The following is a 17,730-nucleotide window of genomic DNA, read 5'->3' as shown; positions in this document are numbered from 1 at the left end:
GCCACTGGGCGCGCCCTTGAAGAGTTGGCGGCAATTAGCCCAAGGGAGGCCCGGATGTCAACATGCTCAGCGGAAAATGCCGGACAGATCCGGCTAAAAAACCGGGAAAATCAGTCGCGAAACGGCAGGATTTCGGTGACGTGACCCATCTTTCGGCCGGGGCGGGCTTCCGTCTTGCCATAGAGATGAACGAGCACGTTCGGCTTTGCGAGCCATGTGGGGACAGAATCGATGTCGTCGCCGATCAGATTCGTCATCACGCAATCGGAGTGGCGAACGGTGTCGCCAAGCGGCAGAGAGGCGACCGCGCGGATGTGCTGCTCGAACTGCGAGACGATGCAGGCGGCTTCCGTCCAGTGACCTGAATTGTGGACGCGCGGTGCGATCTCGTTGGCGATGAGGCTGCCATCTTCGAGCACGAAGAACTCCATGCCGACGACGCCGACGTACGCGAGACCGTCGAGCAGTTTGGTCGCGGCTTCGCGAGCAGCCCTTGCGGTCTGAGATGTGATGGCGGCCGGCTGCGTCGACGTGTGCAGGATGCCATTGCGGTGCACGTTCTCGGTCGGGTCGTAGCAGCGGACCTCGCCGTCGGCGCCACGGGCCGCGATGATGGAGACTTCGCGGACGAAGGGCACGAAGCTTTCGAGGATGAGCGGGACGGAGCCGAGGGCTTCATATCCGCCTTCTGCGCTTTCGCCCTTGCGATAGACCTTCTGGCCCTTGCCGTCATAGCCGAGGCGGCGGGTCTTGAGCACGCCTTCACCACCGAAATCGGCAAGAGCGGCTTCCAGATCGGCCTGGCTGTCGACGGCGTGGAAGCGGGCCGTCTCGATGCCGGAGGCGTTGAGGAAACGCTTTTCCGTCACGCGGTCTTGGGCCACTTCGAGAGCCTTCGGCGGCGGATAGACGGGCACGCTCGCGGCGAGTGTCTCTGCGGCCGTCACGGGCACGTTTTCAAATTCGTAGGTGACGACATCGCAGAGGCGGGCAAGCTCGCCAAGTGCTGTCGGGTCGTCATAGGCGGCGGTAATCTGGTGGTTGGCCACCTGGGCGGCGGGGCTGTCGGCCTGCGGCTCGAGGATCACCGTGCGGAAGTTCAGGCGGGCTGCGGCCATGGCCAGCATGCGGCCGAGCTGGCCGCCACCGATGATGCCGATCGTGCGGATGGTCATGGGGCCTCGTCCACGGGATATTCGGCAACGGAGGCCGTCTGGCGCTCGACCCATTCCTCAAGACGCTCGGAAAGCTCGTCATCGAAGGCTGCCAGCACACGAGCGGCAAGAAGGGCGGCGTTGACCGCGCCGGCGCGGCCAATGGCGAGCGTGCCGACGGGAATGCCGGCCGGCATCTGGACGATGGAGTAGAGGCTGTCGAGGCCGGACATCGTCTTGGATTGAACGGGAACGCCAAAGACGGGCAGGGTCGTCAGCGATGCGACCATTCCGGGCAGGTGGGCGGCACCGCCGGCGCCAGCAATGACCACTTTGAAGCCCTCGTCGCGGGCGCCCTTGGCGAAGGCATACATGCGGTCTGGCGTGCGATGTGCCGAAACGATGCGGGCTTCATAGGAGACGCCGAGTGCGTCGAGCGTGTCGGCGGCATTCTTCATGGTTTCCCAGTCGGACTGGCTTCCCATGATGATGGCGACGGGCGGGCACTCAGCTGTCATCTCATATCCTTATGCCGTCATGTTGCGCGGTCAGGCGATGATGTCGGGAATGATCTGGTCTTCCAGCGCTGTGATCTTGTCCTTGATGGACAATTTCTTCTTCTTCATGCGCTGGATGCGAAGGGCGTCGCAGCCGACCGTGATCATGGCATTGATGGCCGCATCATAGTCTTCGTGCTCCTGGCGAAGCCGTGCCAACGAGAGCCTGATGTCGGCTTGTTCCTGATCGGCCATGCTCATTCCCCATTATCGCCGTGTGGCCCATCCTTAAAGGATGCCCGGAAGATTCGCGCAAGCTCCTATCACCAAATACCGGTAACGGGAAGTTATCCCTGTCTTCCATTTTGATGGGCCTTTTTGCCCAGTTCGCCTTCGACAAACCGCATTTCTCGTGTCACATTATCTTCGCAAAGCCTGAAACTCCAGCGGATGAGGGCTGGAGGTAGGCGATAAGGAAGGACGCATCAAATGACCATACAGGCTCATCTTGAATCGCTGCAGAAGAAGCATGGAGCCCTCGAGGATCAACTCCATGACGCGCTTGCATCTCCCTCCGTCGATGATCGGCACATTGCCGAACTGAAGCGCCTCAAACTGCGCCTCAAGGATGAAATGGAACGCCTGAGGGCTTCCACCCGCCACTGATACCACCCTTCCGGCTGCGCCGGGATCTGGCGGACCCAAAGACCGATCCCGATGTATTCATGAAGCAGCCAATACAACACCCTTGGCCCCGGAGTTCACACGACTTCGGGGCTTTTGTTTGCGCACTTTCACGATGTAGGAGGGGTCAGGACCAGAACTGGTCCAGCCACATGTTCATCCGGTCGAAGCCGGGACGATGGATGAAATAGATGCGGCGGGTGCCTTCCGAGCGGACATCCACAAGTCCGCTGTCGAGCAGGGCCTTCAGATGTTGCGACACCGCCGGGCGGCTGATCGGCAACTGGCCCGCCAGTTCGTTGACGGTCTTTTCCCCCCGACGCAGATCCTCGAGGATATGCCGTCGGTTCGGATCTGCGATCGCCATGAACGGGTCTGCGTTCGTCATGGATGGAACGTTATGTCAAAGGCCCTTTGGCGGCAAGCACTGATGTGCGCTGCAGCAAGGCCTGGCGAACACGAATGCGCGTGTTAGAGGCCGGTCAATCCGCGGGTGCCGTCCCACAGCAATTTGCTGCCTGCGATCAGCACCATTCCATACATCAGCGGATAGAAGATCGCGGGCTTCAGGAAGTGCACGAGACGGGCGCCGGCAAGCGTCGAAATCAGGGCGATCGGCAGCAGGGCGGCCGACAGGCTCAGATTTGTCGCGTCCAGTTCGCCGAGAGCAAAATAGGGGATGACCTTGATCGCGTTCAGGATCGCGAAGAAGCGCGTGGATGCTCCGGTATAGGTGAGCGGGTCGAGCTTCAGCGGCAAAACGTAGATCTGGAAGGGCGGGCCACCGGCATGGGCGACGAAGCTCGCATAACCGGCAAGCGATCCCCAGAAGGAACCGGCGACCGGGCGCTGTCCGGCGGGCGCCGTCTCCCGCCCATTATAGGCGGCCCAGCTTTCCACGAAATACTTCAGCGCAAAGACGATCGAGATGCCGCCGAGGACAAGGCGCATGGCGTCGGCCGAAACATAGGTCGAGGTGGCCCAGCCGAGACCGATGCCGATGATGGCGCCCGGCAGCATGGCGATCAGGGTGGCGCGGTCGTTGTGGCGGCGCCAGGCCCAGAGCGCGACGGCGTCCATCACCAGAAGTATCGGCAGGAAGATCGCGGCGGCTTGCATGGGCGGCACGGCAAACGCCAGAAGAGGCACGCCGATCAGCGCGAAAGCACCACCGAGACCTCCTTTGGAAAGGCCGACAAGGGCAACGGCGGGAATGGCGACGGCATAGAAGTTCGGGTCAGTCAGCATTGCGCGGTTGATCCTTTCGGAAGAGCGGTCTATCGGATTTGTCCAGAGAAAACGAGGACGAAATCCTGAGAAACGGACCCGTCCCGCACACGGAAACACCGCGCATGACCGAAGATCGCTGCCGCCTCGTCCTCATCGTTCCGGATATGCCGGACACGGCGCAATGCGCCGAAGTCGTCGGAAACGCGCTACGTGGCGGTGATGTTGCATCGGTGATCGTGCCGCAATACGGCCTCGACGATACCGCCTTCCAGAAGCATGCAGAGGCAATCGTTCCCGTCATCCAGAAGGCGGGGGCGGCCGCGCTTGTCGTCGACAACAGCCGGGTTGCCGGGCGGGTGAAGGCTGACGGTCTGCATATCTCCGGCAATGCCGAGGCATTGGCCGAAGCGGTCGAAAAGCATGTGCCGAAGCTGATCGTCGGCGGTGGCAACGCCATGGACCGGCACCATGCGCTGGAGATGGGCGAGATCCAGCCCGATTACATCTTCTTCGGCAAGATCGATGGGGACATCAAGCCGGAGGCGCATTCGAAGAATGTTGCCCTTGGCGAATGGTGGTCGGCGATGATCGAAATCCCGGCCATCGTCATGGGCGGCACGGATCCGGCTTCGGCCCTCGTCGTCGCCGAAAGCGGCGTCGAATTCGTGGCCCTCGGCAAGGCCGTGTTTTCCGATCCGGCACAAGCTGCCGCAATCGTAACCCGGGTGAATGCCGAGCTTGACGAAAAAGCGCCACGGTTTGAGGCTTGAACCGCCTCATGCGTTCAAACCCGTCTCTTCACCGTCTGATTCTTGCCGCACTGACCGGTGCGGGCCTTCTGATCGCCATCCCGGCGGTGGCGCAGGAGAGCGAGGACGGGATCGAGATCGGTGACCAGCCGGCAATCCTGCCGGCCAATCCCACCGATGCCGGCGAAATCGAGCGCGGTGCGCGGCCGAACAGTTCGACCGGCGATGCGAGCACGCTGGATCGCGGCGAGCGGGACAGCGCACCGCCTGCCACGAAGGGCGCCAAGCCGACCACCGGCGACAAGCCGGACGAGTTGCAAGGCATCAACATCTATCTGCGCATGGGCACGCCCCTGCCGGATCTGCCGCCGGAAAAGCCCTATGAGGGCAAGCCGGACGAAGCTTACGGCGCTTTCCAGCGCGGCCTGTTCCTGACGGCCGTCGACAAGGCGCTGCCGAGGGCGCAGCTTGGGGATCCCGCAGCCCAGACGCTGCTGGCCGAAATCATGTCTCGCGGTCTCGGGGTGAAGCGCGATCCGAAGGGGGCTGCCTTCTGGTATGGCCAGGCCGCCCAGGGTGGCGATCCGGCTGCGATGTTCAAATACGCGCTCCTCCTGATGGAAGGTCGCGAGGTCCCGCAGGACAAGGCGAAGGCGGACGACTACATGCGCCGCGCTGCGGAGGCCGGAAACGCCTCGGCGCAGTTCAACTGGGCGCAGATCCTCGTCTCGGCCAATCCGGGCGTGCGTGGTCTCACCATGGCGATGCCGTTTTACGAAAAGGCGGCCGAGCAGGGGATCGCCGATGCGCAATATGCGCTGGCGCAGGTCTATTCGGCGCTGAAGGATGTTCCGCCGGAGAAGAAGGCGCGCGCGCGAGAATGGATGCTGCGCGCGGCCAGAGCGGGCTTCGATACGGCCCAGCTCGACATGGGGCTCTGGCTGGTGAACGGCTATAACGGACCACGGGATTATGAGGCCGGTTACCGCTGGCTCAGCATCGCCGCGGCTCGCGGCAATGTGGTGGCGCAGAACCGGCTGGCGCATCTCTATATCAATGCTCTCGGCACGAAGCCCGATCCCGTCGAAGCGGCCAAGTGGTATGTGCTGTCGCGACGCGCGGGGCTCAAGGATCCGGGGCTTGAGGACTTCTATCTCGGCCTCAACGAAGAGCAGCAGAAGCAGGCCATCGATCTCGCCAACCGGTTCAGACGCACGTAAGTTAGCCGCCTGCCGCTTCGGGGGAGGGCGGCGGTCATGGATCTCATCGACATTTTCCAGCGTCTCGGGCTTGCGTGTGCCATCGGTGCTGCTGTTGGCGTCGAGCGTCACTGGCGGGAACGCGACGAGCCGGAAGGTGCCCGCATTGCTGGGATCCGCACCTTTACCCTGATCAGCATGACCGGCGGCATCGCCGGACTTCTGGACGGCGTCTTCACCCCGGGCGGTGTTTCCGGGCTGATCGTTGCGAGCTTCCTGCTGGCAATTTCGGTCGTTCTTCTGCGTTTCGGTCTGATGGAAGCGCGCGCCGAGGGGACTTTCAGTGCCACCACGGTCATTGCCGGCATCACGACGTTCGGGCTCGGGGCTCTGGCGGTGATGGGGGACATGGCGGTGGCGTCTGCCACCGGGGCCGCGATGGTCACGCTGCTGGCAAGTCGGGAATTCCTGCATGGCGCGATCCGGCGGCTGACCTGGGTCGAGTTGCGTTCGGCGGTCGTGTTGCTGGCCATGGGCTTCGTCATCCTGCCGCTCATTCCAGCGGATCCCTATGGTCCCTTTGGCGGTGTTTCTCCGCGAAGCCTCGTGATCCTGGTGATCCTGCTCGCCTCCATCTCCTATGTCGGCTATGTCGCCGTGCGGTTGATCGGCGGCGGGCGCGGCGATCTGGTGGCCGGTGGCGTGGGCGGGCTGGTGTCGTCAACGGCGACGACGCTTGCGATGGCGCGCCACAGCCTGACTTCAGCCAATGCTGCCGGCCCGGCTGCCGGTGCGATTGCAGCCGGCAGCGTGTCGCTGATCCGCACGGCGCTGCTCATGCTGGCGCTTGCGCCATCGCTTGGAGAGCGGTTGTTGCCGGGACTGCTCGTCGCCGGTGCCCTGATGCTGGTGATCGCCTTTTCGCTGGTGGCCCGTGGGGTCGTGGCGGCAGAGGCGGAGCTGCCCGGCAATCCGTTCGAGCTGGCGCAGGTGGTGAAGATGGCGCTGCTGATCACCGTCGTCGCCTTCATCGCGCGGGCGGCAAGCCAGATCTTCGGCGATGGCGGGCTCTATGTCGTGTCGGCTCTGACTGCGCTGGCCGATGTCGATGCCGTCAGTGTGACGGTTGCCGGAATGCTGCCGGCCCTGTCGCTCGATGTGGCAACGATTGCTGTCGGTATCGCCGTGACCGCCAATATGGCGGCCAAGGTCGTCTATGCAGGTGTCGCAGGAAGTGCAGGCTTTGTGCTTCGACTGGGTGCAGCCTCCCTGATTGCCGTTACGGCAGGCCTGATCGTCACCTTCGCTGCAGGGCACGTCTGACACCCGCGCATGGGCCGGAACCGCCATACCCCTTGAATTCCGGCGGCATTTGTGGTCTTGAACCGGCCAAACATCGCCGCCGTCGCGCGCTCGTCCGTTGCCGCCTTCCGGCGCCTCCCAGTTTCAAGGAATTCGATACATGGCCCGCTCAGCCCTTCTCAATGTCATGGTTCAGGCAGCACTCAAGGCCGGCAAGTCGCTCTCGCGCGATTTCGGTGAAGTGCAGAACCTGCAGGTTTCCGTGAAAGGCCCCGGTGACTTCGTCTCGCAGGCCGACTTCCGCGCCGAGAAGATCGTGCGCGAGGAACTTCTCAAGGCCCGTCCGACCTATGGCTTCCTCGGCGAGGAAGGCGAGGAGATCAAGGGCACCGACGGCGCGCATCGCTGGATCGTCGACCCGCTCGACGGTACGACCAACTTCCTGCACGGCATTCCGCAGTTTGCCGTGTCGATCGCGCTGGAGCGCAATGGCGAAATCGTCGCCGGCGTGATCTTCAACCCGGCGACCGACGAACTCTACACGACGGAAAAGGGCGGCGGCGCCTTCCTCAACGACCGCCGCATCCGCGTCGGCGCTCGCAAGGTGCTGTCGGATTGCGTCATCGGTTGCGGTGTGCCGCATCTCGGTCGTGGCCAGCACGGCAAATTCCTCATCGAATTGCGCCATGTGATGGGCGAAGTCTCCGGCGTTCGCCGCATGGGCGCTGCAGCCCTTGATCTCGCCTATGTTGCGGCCGGTCGTCTCGACGGCTTCTGGGAAGCTCAGCTCAATGCCTGGGACATCGCAGCCGGCATTCTCCTCATCAAGGAGGCCGGTGGCTTCGTTTCCGACATGAAGGGCGGTCAGGAAATGTTCGAGAACGGCACGGTGCTGGCCGGCAACGAATATATCCGCAAGGCTCTCGAAGAGGTCGTCAACCGTCCGGTGCCGCAGGCCTGATTTTTGCCTTCGGGAAAATTTTCCCAAAGTCCGCGGCTTCAATTCGTCTCATTTTTGCACTAGCCTCCGCGTCCAAGATTCCCCGGAGGTCGAGCATACCATGGCGAAAGTGAAGTTGGAGGATCTCGAGGTGGGCGAGACCCGTCCGGGCGTATATGGCCAGAAGCTCTCCAGCCCGATGCCCTTCTTCACAACCATGGTGATCTTCCTGATCATCGTGTGTTTCATCGCGGCCATCCTCTACCGCCAGGCGCATGCGGCCTTCGTGACTAATCCCGGGCTGAACGGGCTGATCCTCGGGGTTCTCGCGGTCGGCATCATTCTCGTCTTCGCCCAGGTGCTGGCCCTTCGACCGGAAGTGCGCTGGTTCAATTCCTTCCGTGCCGCCGGCGACAATGCGACCCTTGTCGGCCGTGATCCCAAGCTGCTTGCACCGATGCGCGCACTGATCGGCGGTCGCCGTTCGATGGCGATCTCGACGACGGCGCTGCGGTCGATCCTCGATTCGATCGGGACGCGCCTCGACGAATCGCGCGACACCAGCCGGTATCTGATCGGTCTTCTCGTCTTTCTCGGCCTGCTCGGCACTTTCTGGGGTCTGCTCGGCACCATCGGCTCGATCAACGAGGTGATCGGTTCGCTCGACCCGGCTTCGGGCGACAGCAACGACATTCTCCAGTCGCTCAAGTCGGGATTGACCGCGCCCCTTTCCGGTATGGGCACGGCTTTTTCGTCCTCGCTGCTCGGTCTTTCCGGCTCGCTGATCCTCGGTTTCCTCGATCTGCAGGCGGGCCGTGCGCAGAACCGCTTCTATACCGAACTGGAAAACTGGCTTTCCTCCGTCACGGATCTCGATTCGGAGCGTCCGGTGGTTTCGGAAGGCAGTGCAGCCGTTGCCAGCGATGACGTCCGCCTGCTGGTGGAGGAGATCCAGAAGCTTGCCAATCGCGAGGGCAATGACCGCTCGGTGGCGGCAATCGCGGGGCTTGCAGAAGGCATTCAGGGACTGGTCAAGAACATGCGCAACGAGCAGCAGATGCTGCGCGACTGGATCGAAGCGCAGCAGGAGGATGCTCGCGCCATGCGCAAGACGCTCGACCGGCTGAACGACAAGATCAGCGGGAGCAACAAGTAAATGGCGCTGGGGCGCAACCGCCGCCGCGAGCGCGGCGTCGACTACTGGCCGGGCTTCGTCGATGCCCTGTCCACGCTTTTGCTCGCCATCATGTTCCTGCTCACGGTCTTCGTCGTGGCGCAGTTCATCCTGGGCCGCGAGATCTCCGGCAAGGATGAGGTGCTGAACCGGCTGAACAGCCAGATCGCGGAACTGACGCAGCTGCTCGCGCTGGAGAAAAGCGGCAAGCAGGACCTGCAAGATACGCTTGCAGCGCTGCAATCCTCTCTCGCTTCGTCGGAAAGCGAGCGGTCGCGCCTGCAGGAACTGCTCGACAGTGGAGCGGGGACCGCGGATGCCGCCAATGCCAAGGTCGGCCGTCTCACGGAAGAACTCGACGCCGAAAAGCAGGTCAGCGCCCGGGCAATGAGCCAGATCGAGCTGCTCAACCAGCAGATCGCCGCACTCAGGGCGCAGATCGCGGCGGTCGAGGAAGCCCTGCAGGCCTCCGAAGCGAAGGATCAGGCCTCGCAGACACGGATCGCCGACCTCGGTCGTCGCCTCAATGTGGCGCTGGCGCAGCGCGTCCAGGAGCTCAACCGCTATCGCTCCGACTTCTTTGGGCGTCTTCGCGAGATCCTGTCGGATCGTGAGAACATTCGCATCGTCGGTGACCGTTTCGTCTTCCAGTCGGAAGTGCTGTTTCCCGTTGGTGGTGCCGATCTCGATGCGGCAGGGCAGGCGGAGATGGACAAGCTCGCCGCTGCGGTTCTCGAGCTGGCGGAGGAGATTCCGTCCGAGATCAACTGGGTGCTCCGGGTCGATGGCCATACGGACGCCTCGCCGCTGACCGGTACGGGTCGCTACCGGGACAACTGGGAGCTTTCGTCCGCTCGCGCCACCTCGGTCGTTAAATATCTGATCTCCCGGGGTGTGCCGGCAAACCGGCTCGTCGCCGCAGGCTTCGGCGAGTTCCAGCCGATTGCCGAAGGGGAGACGCCGGAAGTGCTGTCCCAGAACCGCCGCATCGAGCTCAAGCTCACCGAGCGCTGATACAGGCATAATTGTTTGCCTTCCCGACAACTTGCGTGCTGTATTACGTGTGCGTAAAGGTAAGAACATGCGCATGGGGAGGATGGCATGCAGGAATTCGACGTCATCGTCATCGGAGGTGGCCTTGCCGGCCTGGTCGCCGCCACGGAGGCTGTCGATCGCGGCCTGAGCGTCGGGCTGATCGATCAGGAGGGCGAGCAGAACCTGGGTGGTCAGGCTTTCTGGTCGCTTGGCGGGCTCTTCTTCGTCGATAGTCCCGAACAGCGCCGGATGGGCATTCGCGACAGTCTGGAGCTTGCCCGGCAGGACTGGCTGGGGTCGGCCGCATTCGATCGCACGGAGGATTTCTGGCCGCGCCAATGGGCCGAAGCCTATTTGCAGTTTGCAGCGGGGGAAAAGCGCAGCTGGCTGAAAAGCCAGGGTGTCGGCTGGTTTCCCGTCGTCGGCTGGGCCGAACGCGGCGGTGGGCATGCCGACGGGCATGGCAACTCCGTGCCGCGTTTTCATGTGACCTGGGGCACTGGTCCTGGGGTTCTCGCGCCCTTCGTCCGGCGTGCCCAGGCTGCTGCCGAGGCCGGCAAGCTGACCTTCCTCTTCCGTCACCAAGTGGACCGGCTGATTGCGACCAATGGCACGATCACCGGCGCTTCCGGCCAGCTTCTTGCCGGTGACGCCACGCCCCGTGGTGCCTCCAGCTCGCGCAATGTCGTCGGCGAGTTCGAGGTGAGGGCAGGGGCCGTCATCGTGGCTTCCGGCGGTATCGGCGGCAATCACGACCTCGTCCGCAAGAGCTGGCCCACCAATCGCCTCGGACCGGCGCCCAAGCAGATGGTCGCTGGCGTGCCGGCCCATGTCGATGGCCGCATGCTATCAATCACCCAGGCGGCCGGTGGCGAGGTCATCAATGGTGACCGGATGTGGCACTATACCGAGGGGCTCAAGAACTGGGACCCGATCTGGCCGAACCATGGCATCCGTATTCTGCCGGGGCCTTCGTCCTTCTGGTGCGATGCCGATGGCCATCGCTTCCCCGCACCGGCGATGCCGGGCTTCGACACGCTCGGCACGCTGAAGGCCATCCGCGCCCGCGGGCACGACTATTCCTGGTTCATCCTCAACAAGGCGATCATCAAGAAGGAGTTCGCCCTCTCGGGATCTGAGCAGAACCCGGATCTGACCGACAAGAACATTCCGCTGCTCCTGAAACGCCTCGGCAAGAACCCGCCGGGGCCCGTGCAGGCCTTCATGGACAAGGGCGAGGACTTTGTGGTCAGGGACAATCTGGAGGATCTTGTTGCCGGCATGAACGAGCTGACCGGCGAGCATCGGCTGGGCGTGCATCATGTCCGGGCGCAGATCGAGGCGCGTGACCGGGAGATGGAAAACAGCTTCTCCAAGGACGCGCAGGTCGTCGCGATCCGCGGCGCGCGCAACTATCTCGGCGACAAGCTGATGCGCACGGCCAAGCCGCATCGGCTGCTCGATCCGGCCGCGGGTCCGCTGATCGGCGTCAGGCTGCATATTCTGACGCGCAAGACATTGGGTGGGCTACACACGGATCTCGAAGGGCGCGTGTTGAACCGGGAAAACAAGCCGGTGCCGGGGCTTTACGCGGCCGGCGAAGTTTCCGGCTTCGGCGGTGGCGGCATGCATGGTTACAACGCGCTCGAGGGCACCTTCCTCGGCGGCTGCCTGTTCTCCGGTCGCGTGGCGGGGCGTAGCGTCGGGCGCTGAGCCTGACGAAGCTTACTGTGCGGCGGCGGTAAAGTCGCGGCCGCCGGTCTCGAACTGCAGGCGGGCGAGCTTTGCATAGAGGCCACCCTGCTGGATCAGGCTCTGATGCGTGCCCTCTTCGACGATGCGGCCATCATCAAGCACGAGGATGCGGTCCGCCTTCAGCACGGTGGCGAGACGGTGGGCGATGACGATGGTGGTGCGGTCGCGCATCAGGCCGTCGAGTGCCTTCTGGACAAGGGTTTCGCTTTCGGCGTCGAGCGCCGAGGTCGCCTCGTCGAGCAGCAGAAGCGGGGCGTCGCGCAGCAAGGCGCGGGCGATCGCGATCCGCTGACGCTGACCGCCCGAAAGCGTCACACCGCGTTCGCCGACGATGGTGTCGAAGCCGTTCTCCAGCCGACTGATGAACTCGCTGGCCTGGGCGGCTTCCGCTGCCGCCTCCACCATGCCGCGGCAGGCGTTGGGTGTGCCGAAGGCGATGTTGTCGTGGATCGAGGAGGCGAAGATCGTCGTGTCCTGGGGCACGATGGCAATCCGCTGCCGAACGGCGTGGGGATCTGCCTCGCGGATATCGACGCCGTCGAGGCGGATCGTCCCGGAGGCCGGATCGTAGAAGCGCAGGATCAGCGAGAAGATGGTGCTCTTGCCGGCGCCTGACGGACCAACGATGGCGACGGTTTCGCCATGGGCAACGGTGAAGGAGAGACCATTGAGCGCCGACTTGGTCTTCGCCGAGGGATAGGAGAAGTGCACGTCCTCGAAAGAGACACTGCCCTGAGCCGGGTCCGGCAAGGCCTTGGGATTGGCGGGGGCGGCGATAGCCGGATGCTCGGCGAGAAGCTCATGCAGACGCTCTGCGGCGCCGGCAGCCTGGGAGAGTTCGCCCCAGACTTCCGATAGCGTACCGAGCGAGCCGGCGGCGATCAGGGAATAGAGGAGGAACTGGCCAAGCGTGCCGCCGCTCATGGTGCCGGCGAGAACACTCTGGGCGCCGTACCAGAGGACGCCGACAACGCTGCCGAAGACGAGCGCAATCGCAACCCCGGTCAAAAGCGCGCGGGAGCGGATGGCAGAACGGGCGGCTTCATAGGCGCTTTCCACGGAGCCGAAGTAGCGGCCGCGCGCGGATTCTTCGGCATTGAAGGCCTGAAGCGTGCGGGCGGCACCGATCACTTCGCCGGCATAGGACGAGGCTTCGGCCAGCGTGTCCTGGGCGGCGCGGGAGCGCTGACGCACCGAGCGGCCGAAGCCGACGAGCGGGAAGACGATGACCGGAATGGCGGCCAGCACCATGATCGACAGTTTCGGGCTCGTTGCGATCATCATGACGACGGCGCCGAGACAGAGGATCGTGTTGCGCAGCGCAAGCGACGCTGTCGCGCCGACGGCCGACTTCAGCTGAGTCGTATCAGCGGTCAGCCGCGAGACGATTTCGCCCGACTGGTTGATGTCGAAGAAGGAGGGGGAGAGCTTCGTGACATGGGCGAAGACGTCGCGGCGCAGGTCGGCGACGACCCGCTCGCCGATCGTGATGACGTAGTAATAGCGAAGGGCGCTGGCGATCGCGAGAACGAGCGCCATGACGATCATCATGGCGAAGTATTTGTTGATGAATTCGCTGTCGGAAGCCTGGAAACCGTGGTCCAGCATGCGACGGATGGCAATCGGCAGGGCCAGCGTGGTGGCGGCTGCAAGGCCAAGGAAGATCAGCGCGCCGGCCACTAGACCTCTATAGCGCTTCAGATAGGGAAAGAGACTGGTGAGAGGCTTCAGAGAGCGGCGTTTCTTGTCTGTGTTTTCAGCTTCCGAGGTCACTCTGTCATGCTCCTTCAACGCATACCGGCTTTCACGCCATGGCACTTGTTATCCCTGCGCCCTTCATGTATAGGCACGGCATCGAATTGGGAAGCCGTAGCCCATAAGGACTGCGGCTTCATCTATTGAATAGGTTCTGCCGAGGCAATTGCGGCATATGGACCCCACGGCACAGCAGGAATAGAGCGATGAAGGCTGACATCCATCCCGACTACCACGTCATCAAGGTCGTCATGACCGATGGCACCGAATACGAAACCCGTTCGACCTGGGGTTCCGAGGGCGCAGTGATGAACCTCGAAATCGACCCGAAGTCGCATCCGGCCTGGACCGGTGGTAACCAGCAGCTGCTGGACCGCGGTGGCCGCGTTTCCAAGTTCAACAAGCGCTTCGGCGGCCTCGGCCTCTAATCGCTTCGGACGATCTGCATACAAAAAGCCCGGCTTCGTGCCGGGCTTTTTGCGTTGAGGCTCAGGGAATGAAGCGTCTCAGATGGCGCCGAGCCGGTCAGCGATCTCCTCGAGTGCCAGATCGTGCTTCTCAGCCAGTGTGAGACCAAAGCGCTCGAGTTTGGCGATGTTCTCCGGCGTCGCGTCGTCCAGAGCGTCATTGACGCCGACCAGCGGCGCATCCAGCCGGACATAGTTCAGCCGTTTGCGATTGCCCGTCGTCACCACCGTCGCCCCTTCGGCAAAACTGGGCGGGTCGGCGTTGAGCAGCTTGTTCAGCTGGTAGGATGTCGTGCTGGACTGTCCCTGCATCAGGACCGAGATGAGCGGTGTGTCGTTTGCCGGACTGATCCAGCCGCCGGCGCCCCAGCCCTTGGCCTGCTGATAGGGGATCGGGCGGTTCGCCGAGCCGGTGCCAAGCGAGAGGATGACGATCTCGTTGCCCTTGTCGAGCCAGCCGAGCTTGCAGCCCTCCACGTAGGCCGCCATCGCCGGATCATTGGCGAACACGCCGCCATCGATCAGCGGCAGCGCCGGGATCTGTCCGTGGCTTTCCTTGGCGAGATTCTCGACCAGTGCGGGTTCGAAGTAGGTTGGCGCTGCCGAGGAGCCGCGCACCGCCTGCCAGAAGCGGAAACGTTCGTGATCCTTGTCGGCATTGGTCATGAAGACCGCCCGGCGCGCCTGGATGTCGTAGGCCGTGATCAGCACTTTGGTCAGCGCATCCTTGATCTCGCTCTTTTCACCCAGCATCTGCCGCAGGATCTTCTCCAGCGGTGCCGCGTCATAGCGTTCTTCGAACAGCCCGCCGAAGTTCGCGAGTTTGCGGAAAAGGCCGATGTTGAAGATCTCGCCGCCCTTGCGCTTATACAGGTCGAGCAGTGTCGTCGGGTCGGCGGCCGGCTCGTCCGGTTTCTCTGGCTTTGGGCAGGTCAAACCCGCGGCGATGATCGCACCGGTCGATGTGCCCGCGATCATGTGGAAGTAGCGATGCAGTGGCAGTCGCTTGTCGCGTTTTTCAAGTTTGCTTTTCAGCACCGTGAGTATGGCTGCCGGGATGGTGCCTCTGATCCCGCCGCCATCAATCGAAAGAATGAACCGTGTCATGCTCAACTCCCCCTTTTAAAGGAATTGTTGCACATTATTAAAGGTTGTAAATGCTATTCTTGCAACCTTTTGAAAGCGCACATGAAAAACCCGGCTCAGCTTGCGCTGGCCGGGCTGAAGTGGTGCTTTTTTAGATCAATCAGCCTGCGTTGAAGGCTGTGCGCAGCAGGTTGAGCTGTGCCTGGACGCTGTTCTCGTTGTCCGGCTGGAACTCTTCCTCGGACGGACGATAGATTTCACGGTCGAGCAGGGCGATGCGGTTCTGCAGGCGGAGCGAACGCTCGACGAGATCGCGGAAGGCTTCCGGCAGGTCGTTCCAACCCGGTGCGGCGCGGTCGACGTTGAAGCCGTCGAGGCGGACCTTGCTCTTTTCGGAGATCACCTGGTCGCGGCTCATCTCGCCGTTGTTGACGGCGCGCTGCAGAAGAAGCCAGGAGGCCATCTGCATCAGGCGGGTCGTCAGGCGCATCGACTCGGCAGCGTAAAGCACAGAGGCCTGGCGCGGCAGAACCTTGGCGGCTGCGCGGCCGGGGCCGTCGAGGTAAGCGGCAGTTTCTTCAACCAGTCCCATGCCTTCAGCATAGGTCGACTTGAACTGGCTGGACGCTGCCACACGACCGGCAAAGCTAACCGTATTCACACCGAGTTCAGACATGGATGTTTCCCTGTAAACGCATCACTTAGGCATGTAACGACAGCGCTACGAACTTGTTCCTGCCGCATTTTGTGAGGCTACGATGCTACCAATAGCCCAAATCCGCAAGGCGAAACTTAAGGAAGGGTTAATTCCCACAATTTCGTGAAACCTTTGGCCGTTTGGACAAAAAAAGAGCCGCAAATGCGGCTCTCAAGGTAAAACAGGGAGAAAAATCAGACCACGCCCAAAGAGGAAATCGCCTGAATCCAGGAGCTCTGGATGAGGGCAGATTAGGCTAAAATGCTTAACGGCAAGTAAACGGAAAATTGAAAGATGGTTCTTTCGGGAGCGGTTCTGTAGAATTCACCCTCTATACTTTGGGGCTGAACAGGCTGTCTGCCGCCTTCCGGCCCGCCTCCTTGAGGTCGATTTCGCGACTCAGTCGCACGATCTCGTCTTGCAGAAGCGTGATTCGATGCCGCAACTCGTCGGCGGAGATGCTGGACAGGTCACAGCCCAGCTCGTGACTGGTGCCGCGTTTGCGAGGGTCTTCATCGATGATCATGCGCGTGCCTCCATCGGCTCATTCTCGTCGATCTCTTCCTGATCAGGCAAGGGGGCAGCACGCGGGTCGAGGCTCAAGCCCTCCGGTGTGCTGCTGATCGGCGAGGCCGTGATGGGCAGGTTCGGCAGGTTTTCGCGATCGGCTGCCGGGATCGCGGCACGGGTACGACTGCGATAGATGGCATAGGCCGATATCAGAAGGTGCGAGACCGCGGTGACGGCAAAGAGCGCATAAGGTCCGGCTGCGGTCATGACCGGGCCGCCCAGTGTCGGGCCGATGATCGTGCCGATGCCGAAGAGCAGCAACAGGCCGCCGGAGACTTTGACGAACTCATCGGCCTTCGCGAAGTCGTTGGCATGGGCGACGGCGATCGGATAGAGCGCATTGGCGGCGGCGCCATAGGTGCCGACCAACACGAAGATCCAGAGCGGATCGCTGGGCGTGAAGAACAGGAGCCCAAGCGCGGCGAAGGCAGCCAGGCTCGAAAGCGCTGCCAGCACGTAGCGGCGGTCGATCCGGTCGGACAGCTTGCCCGCGGGGAACTGCATCACAGCCCCGAGGAAAATCGTCACCGACAGGAGGATTGCGATCGTCGTGGCGTCGAGGCCGGCGCGAGAGCCGAAGACGGCGACGAGCGTGCCATAGGCGCCGTTCGCGATGCCGATCAGCAGAATGCCGACGAAGGAGACGGGCGAGTTCCGATAGAGCAGGGGCAGATCGAGCTTGATCGAGCGAAGCGGCTGCGGCGAGGCGGCCGTCGACATCAGCGTCGGCAGCACGGCAAAGCCGTAGACGATCCCGCAGATCATGAAGAGAATGGTCGTTGCCGGATCGAAGACGCCCACCAGCATCTGGCCGCCGACGACGCCGATCAGCGTGATCGAAATGTAGAACGAGAAGATCATGCCGCGGCTCTCGTTCGTCGCCCGCTCGTTCAGCCAGCTTTCGATGATCATCGAGGTGCCGGCGGTGCAGAAGCCGGTGATGACGCGCAAGGCGACCCACCAGGTGGCATCGACGATGATGCCGGTGAGCAGGGCGTTGACCGAGATCAGTGAGACGAAGGTGGAGAAGGCGCGGACATGGCCGACCCGCATGACCAGTTTCGGCGCCACGAAGCAGCCAAGCACGAAGCCCGCCGCCCAGGTCGTGCCGAGCAGACCGAGCACCTCGTTGGAATAACCCTCTGCGGCACCTCGAACCGGCAGCAGGAGGCCGTGCAGGCCGTTTCCGAGGAATAGGAAGAGCGTGCCCAGCAGCAGGGCCATTACCGGCAGAAGATTACGTCTCATGGCATTCTTGTCGATTGGTGTTTTGAGGACACCCGCGGACGGGCGACGCTGTTCAGGCACAGTAGACCGATCTTCCTACTGTTGTCTGAATGCGACCTTGGAGCTTGCAGGATTCTCTTCTGGCGGGCAAAAGTGACAGTCGTGTGGCTGCGTCGCCGCTATCAAAGCTTCTGCGCGTTCACGCGCGC

Annotated in this window: 19 protein-coding genes; 9 read left to right on the top strand and 10 right to left on the bottom strand. The window is 62.7% G+C overall.

Annotated features, from left to right (window positions below; translation table 11 throughout):
• Window positions 1-110: 110 nt before the first annotated feature.
• Genes M1E12_RS13115 through M1E12_RS13105 form a run of 3 tightly spaced genes read right to left on the bottom strand, consistent with a single transcriptional unit; the run spans window position 111 to window position 1,906 of the window.
• Window positions 111-1,175: a 5-(carboxyamino)imidazole ribonucleotide synthase gene (locus tag M1E12_RS13115; RefSeq protein ID WP_479562091.1), complete on the bottom strand. Its 1,065-nt coding sequence runs from the start codon at window positions 1,173-1,175 to the stop codon at window positions 111-113.
• A complete protein-coding gene (gene purE / locus M1E12_RS13110; RefSeq protein WP_113458515.1) occupies window positions 1,172-1,672 on the bottom strand; it encodes a 5-(carboxyamino)imidazole ribonucleotide mutase in 501 nt (166 codons plus the stop codon). Before purE ends, M1E12_RS13115 begins: the two co-directional genes overlap by 4 nt.
• Before the next feature lie 30 nt (window positions 1,673-1,702).
• On the bottom strand, window positions 1,703-1,906 hold the full coding sequence (locus M1E12_RS13105; protein WP_113458565.1) for a YdcH family protein: 204 nt from the start codon (window positions 1,904-1,906) through the stop codon (window positions 1,703-1,705).
• A 234-nt stretch (window positions 1,907-2,140) separates the two neighbouring features.
• Between M1E12_RS13105 and M1E12_RS13100 the strand changes: the two genes are divergently transcribed.
• Entirely contained in the window at window positions 2,141-2,317 is a 177-nt protein-coding gene (locus tag M1E12_RS13100; protein ID WP_006726869.1) for a YdcH family protein, read from the top strand.
• A gap of 145 nt (window positions 2,318-2,462) precedes the next feature.
• On the opposite strand, the gene M1E12_RS13095 is transcribed toward M1E12_RS13100, so the two are convergent.
• Both M1E12_RS13095 and M1E12_RS13090 read right to left on the bottom strand, forming a co-directional pair.
• Window positions 2,463-2,723, bottom strand: a complete 261-nt coding sequence (locus M1E12_RS13095) for an ArsR/SmtB family transcription factor (RefSeq protein ID WP_113458514.1) — start codon at window positions 2,721-2,723, stop codon at window positions 2,463-2,465.
• 83 nt (window positions 2,724-2,806) lie between these two features.
• Window positions 2,807-3,583, bottom strand: coding sequence for a sulfite exporter TauE/SafE family protein (locus M1E12_RS13090; RefSeq protein ID WP_113458513.1), 777 nt, complete (start codon window positions 3,581-3,583; stop codon window positions 2,807-2,809).
• Window positions 3,584-3,687: 104 nt separating this feature from the next.
• On the opposite strand from M1E12_RS13090, the gene M1E12_RS13085 reads away from it, so the two are divergent.
• The 7 genes from M1E12_RS13085 to M1E12_RS13055 all read left to right on the top strand — a co-directional run bounded on the left by M1E12_RS13085 (window position 3,688) and on the right by M1E12_RS13055 (window position 11,677).
• A complete protein-coding gene (locus M1E12_RS13085; RefSeq protein ID WP_113458512.1) occupies window positions 3,688-4,335 on the top strand; it encodes a thiamine phosphate synthase in 648 nt (215 codons plus the stop codon).
• A gap of 8 nt (window positions 4,336-4,343) precedes the next feature.
• Window positions 4,344-5,534: a tetratricopeptide repeat protein gene (locus M1E12_RS13080; RefSeq protein WP_479562090.1), complete on the top strand. Its 1,191-nt coding sequence runs from the start codon at window positions 4,344-4,346 to the stop codon at window positions 5,532-5,534.
• 36 nt (window positions 5,535-5,570) lie between these two features.
• Window positions 5,571-6,836: an MgtC/SapB family protein gene (locus tag M1E12_RS13075; RefSeq protein WP_479562089.1), complete on the top strand. Its 1,266-nt coding sequence runs from the start codon at window positions 5,571-5,573 to the stop codon at window positions 6,834-6,836.
• A 139-nt stretch (window positions 6,837-6,975) separates the two neighbouring features.
• Window positions 6,976-7,776 (top strand): inositol monophosphatase family protein, encoded by an 801-nt coding sequence (locus M1E12_RS13070; protein WP_113458510.1) that lies wholly within the window; start codon window positions 6,976-6,978, stop codon window positions 7,774-7,776.
• Between the two features lie 100 nt (window positions 7,777-7,876).
• The gene (locus M1E12_RS13065; protein WP_113458509.1) at window positions 7,877-8,911 is read left to right on the top strand and encodes a flagellar motor protein MotA; all 1,035 of its coding nucleotides are present in this window, start codon (window positions 7,877-7,879) and stop codon (window positions 8,909-8,911) included.
• Window positions 8,912-9,943 carry a peptidoglycan -binding protein gene (locus tag M1E12_RS13060; RefSeq protein ID WP_479562088.1) on the top strand — a complete coding sequence of 344 codons (1,032 nt, stop codon included), beginning with the start codon at window positions 8,912-8,914 and terminating at the stop codon, window positions 9,941-9,943.
• 87 nt (window positions 9,944-10,030) lie between these two features.
• Window positions 10,031-11,677, top strand: a complete 1,647-nt coding sequence (locus M1E12_RS13055) for an FAD-binding dehydrogenase (RefSeq protein ID WP_479562087.1) — start codon at window positions 10,031-10,033, stop codon at window positions 11,675-11,677.
• A 12-nt stretch (window positions 11,678-11,689) separates the two neighbouring features.
• On the opposite strand, the gene M1E12_RS13050 is transcribed toward M1E12_RS13055, so the two are convergent.
• Window positions 11,690-13,492 carry an ABC transporter transmembrane domain-containing protein gene (locus M1E12_RS13050; protein WP_479562086.1) on the bottom strand — a complete coding sequence of 601 codons (1,803 nt, stop codon included), beginning with the start codon at window positions 13,490-13,492 and terminating at the stop codon, window positions 11,690-11,692.
• A gap of 188 nt (window positions 13,493-13,680) precedes the next feature.
• Here M1E12_RS13050 and rpmE point away from each other — a divergent pair, with 188 nt between their 5' ends.
• Window positions 13,681-13,902, top strand: a complete 222-nt coding sequence (gene rpmE, locus M1E12_RS13045; RefSeq protein WP_113376335.1) for a 50S ribosomal protein L31 — start codon at window positions 13,681-13,683, stop codon at window positions 13,900-13,902.
• A gap of 78 nt (window positions 13,903-13,980) precedes the next feature.
• Here the strand turns inward: rpmE and M1E12_RS13040 are convergent, their stop codons facing one another.
• The 4 genes from M1E12_RS13040 to M1E12_RS13025 all read right to left on the bottom strand — a co-directional run bounded on the left by M1E12_RS13040 (window position 13,981) and on the right by M1E12_RS13025 (window position 17,542).
• Window positions 13,981-15,048, bottom strand: coding sequence for a patatin-like phospholipase family protein (locus tag M1E12_RS13040; RefSeq protein WP_479562085.1), 1,068 nt, complete (start codon window positions 15,046-15,048; stop codon window positions 13,981-13,983).
• Window positions 15,049-15,187: 139 nt separating this feature from the next.
• On the bottom strand, window positions 15,188-15,703 hold the full coding sequence (gene rcdA / locus M1E12_RS13035) for a protease adaptor protein RcdA (RefSeq protein ID WP_113458504.1): 516 nt from the start codon (window positions 15,701-15,703) through the stop codon (window positions 15,188-15,190).
• A 352-nt stretch (window positions 15,704-16,055) separates the two neighbouring features.
• Complete coding sequence (locus M1E12_RS13030) at window positions 16,056-16,250, bottom strand: DUF1192 domain-containing protein (RefSeq protein WP_479562084.1); 195 nt, start codon at window positions 16,248-16,250, stop codon at window positions 16,056-16,058.
• Window positions 16,247-17,542 (bottom strand): MFS transporter, encoded by a 1,296-nt coding sequence (locus M1E12_RS13025; protein WP_136538177.1) that lies wholly within the window; start codon window positions 17,540-17,542, stop codon window positions 16,247-16,249. Before M1E12_RS13025 ends, M1E12_RS13030 begins: the two co-directional genes overlap by 4 nt.
• Window positions 17,543-17,730 lie beyond the last annotated feature (188 nt).

Source organism: Rhizobium sp. K33 (assembly GCF_056501445.1).
Note: the sequence above shows the minus strand (reverse complement) of the source record. Positions and strands in the feature narration are given on the sequence as shown.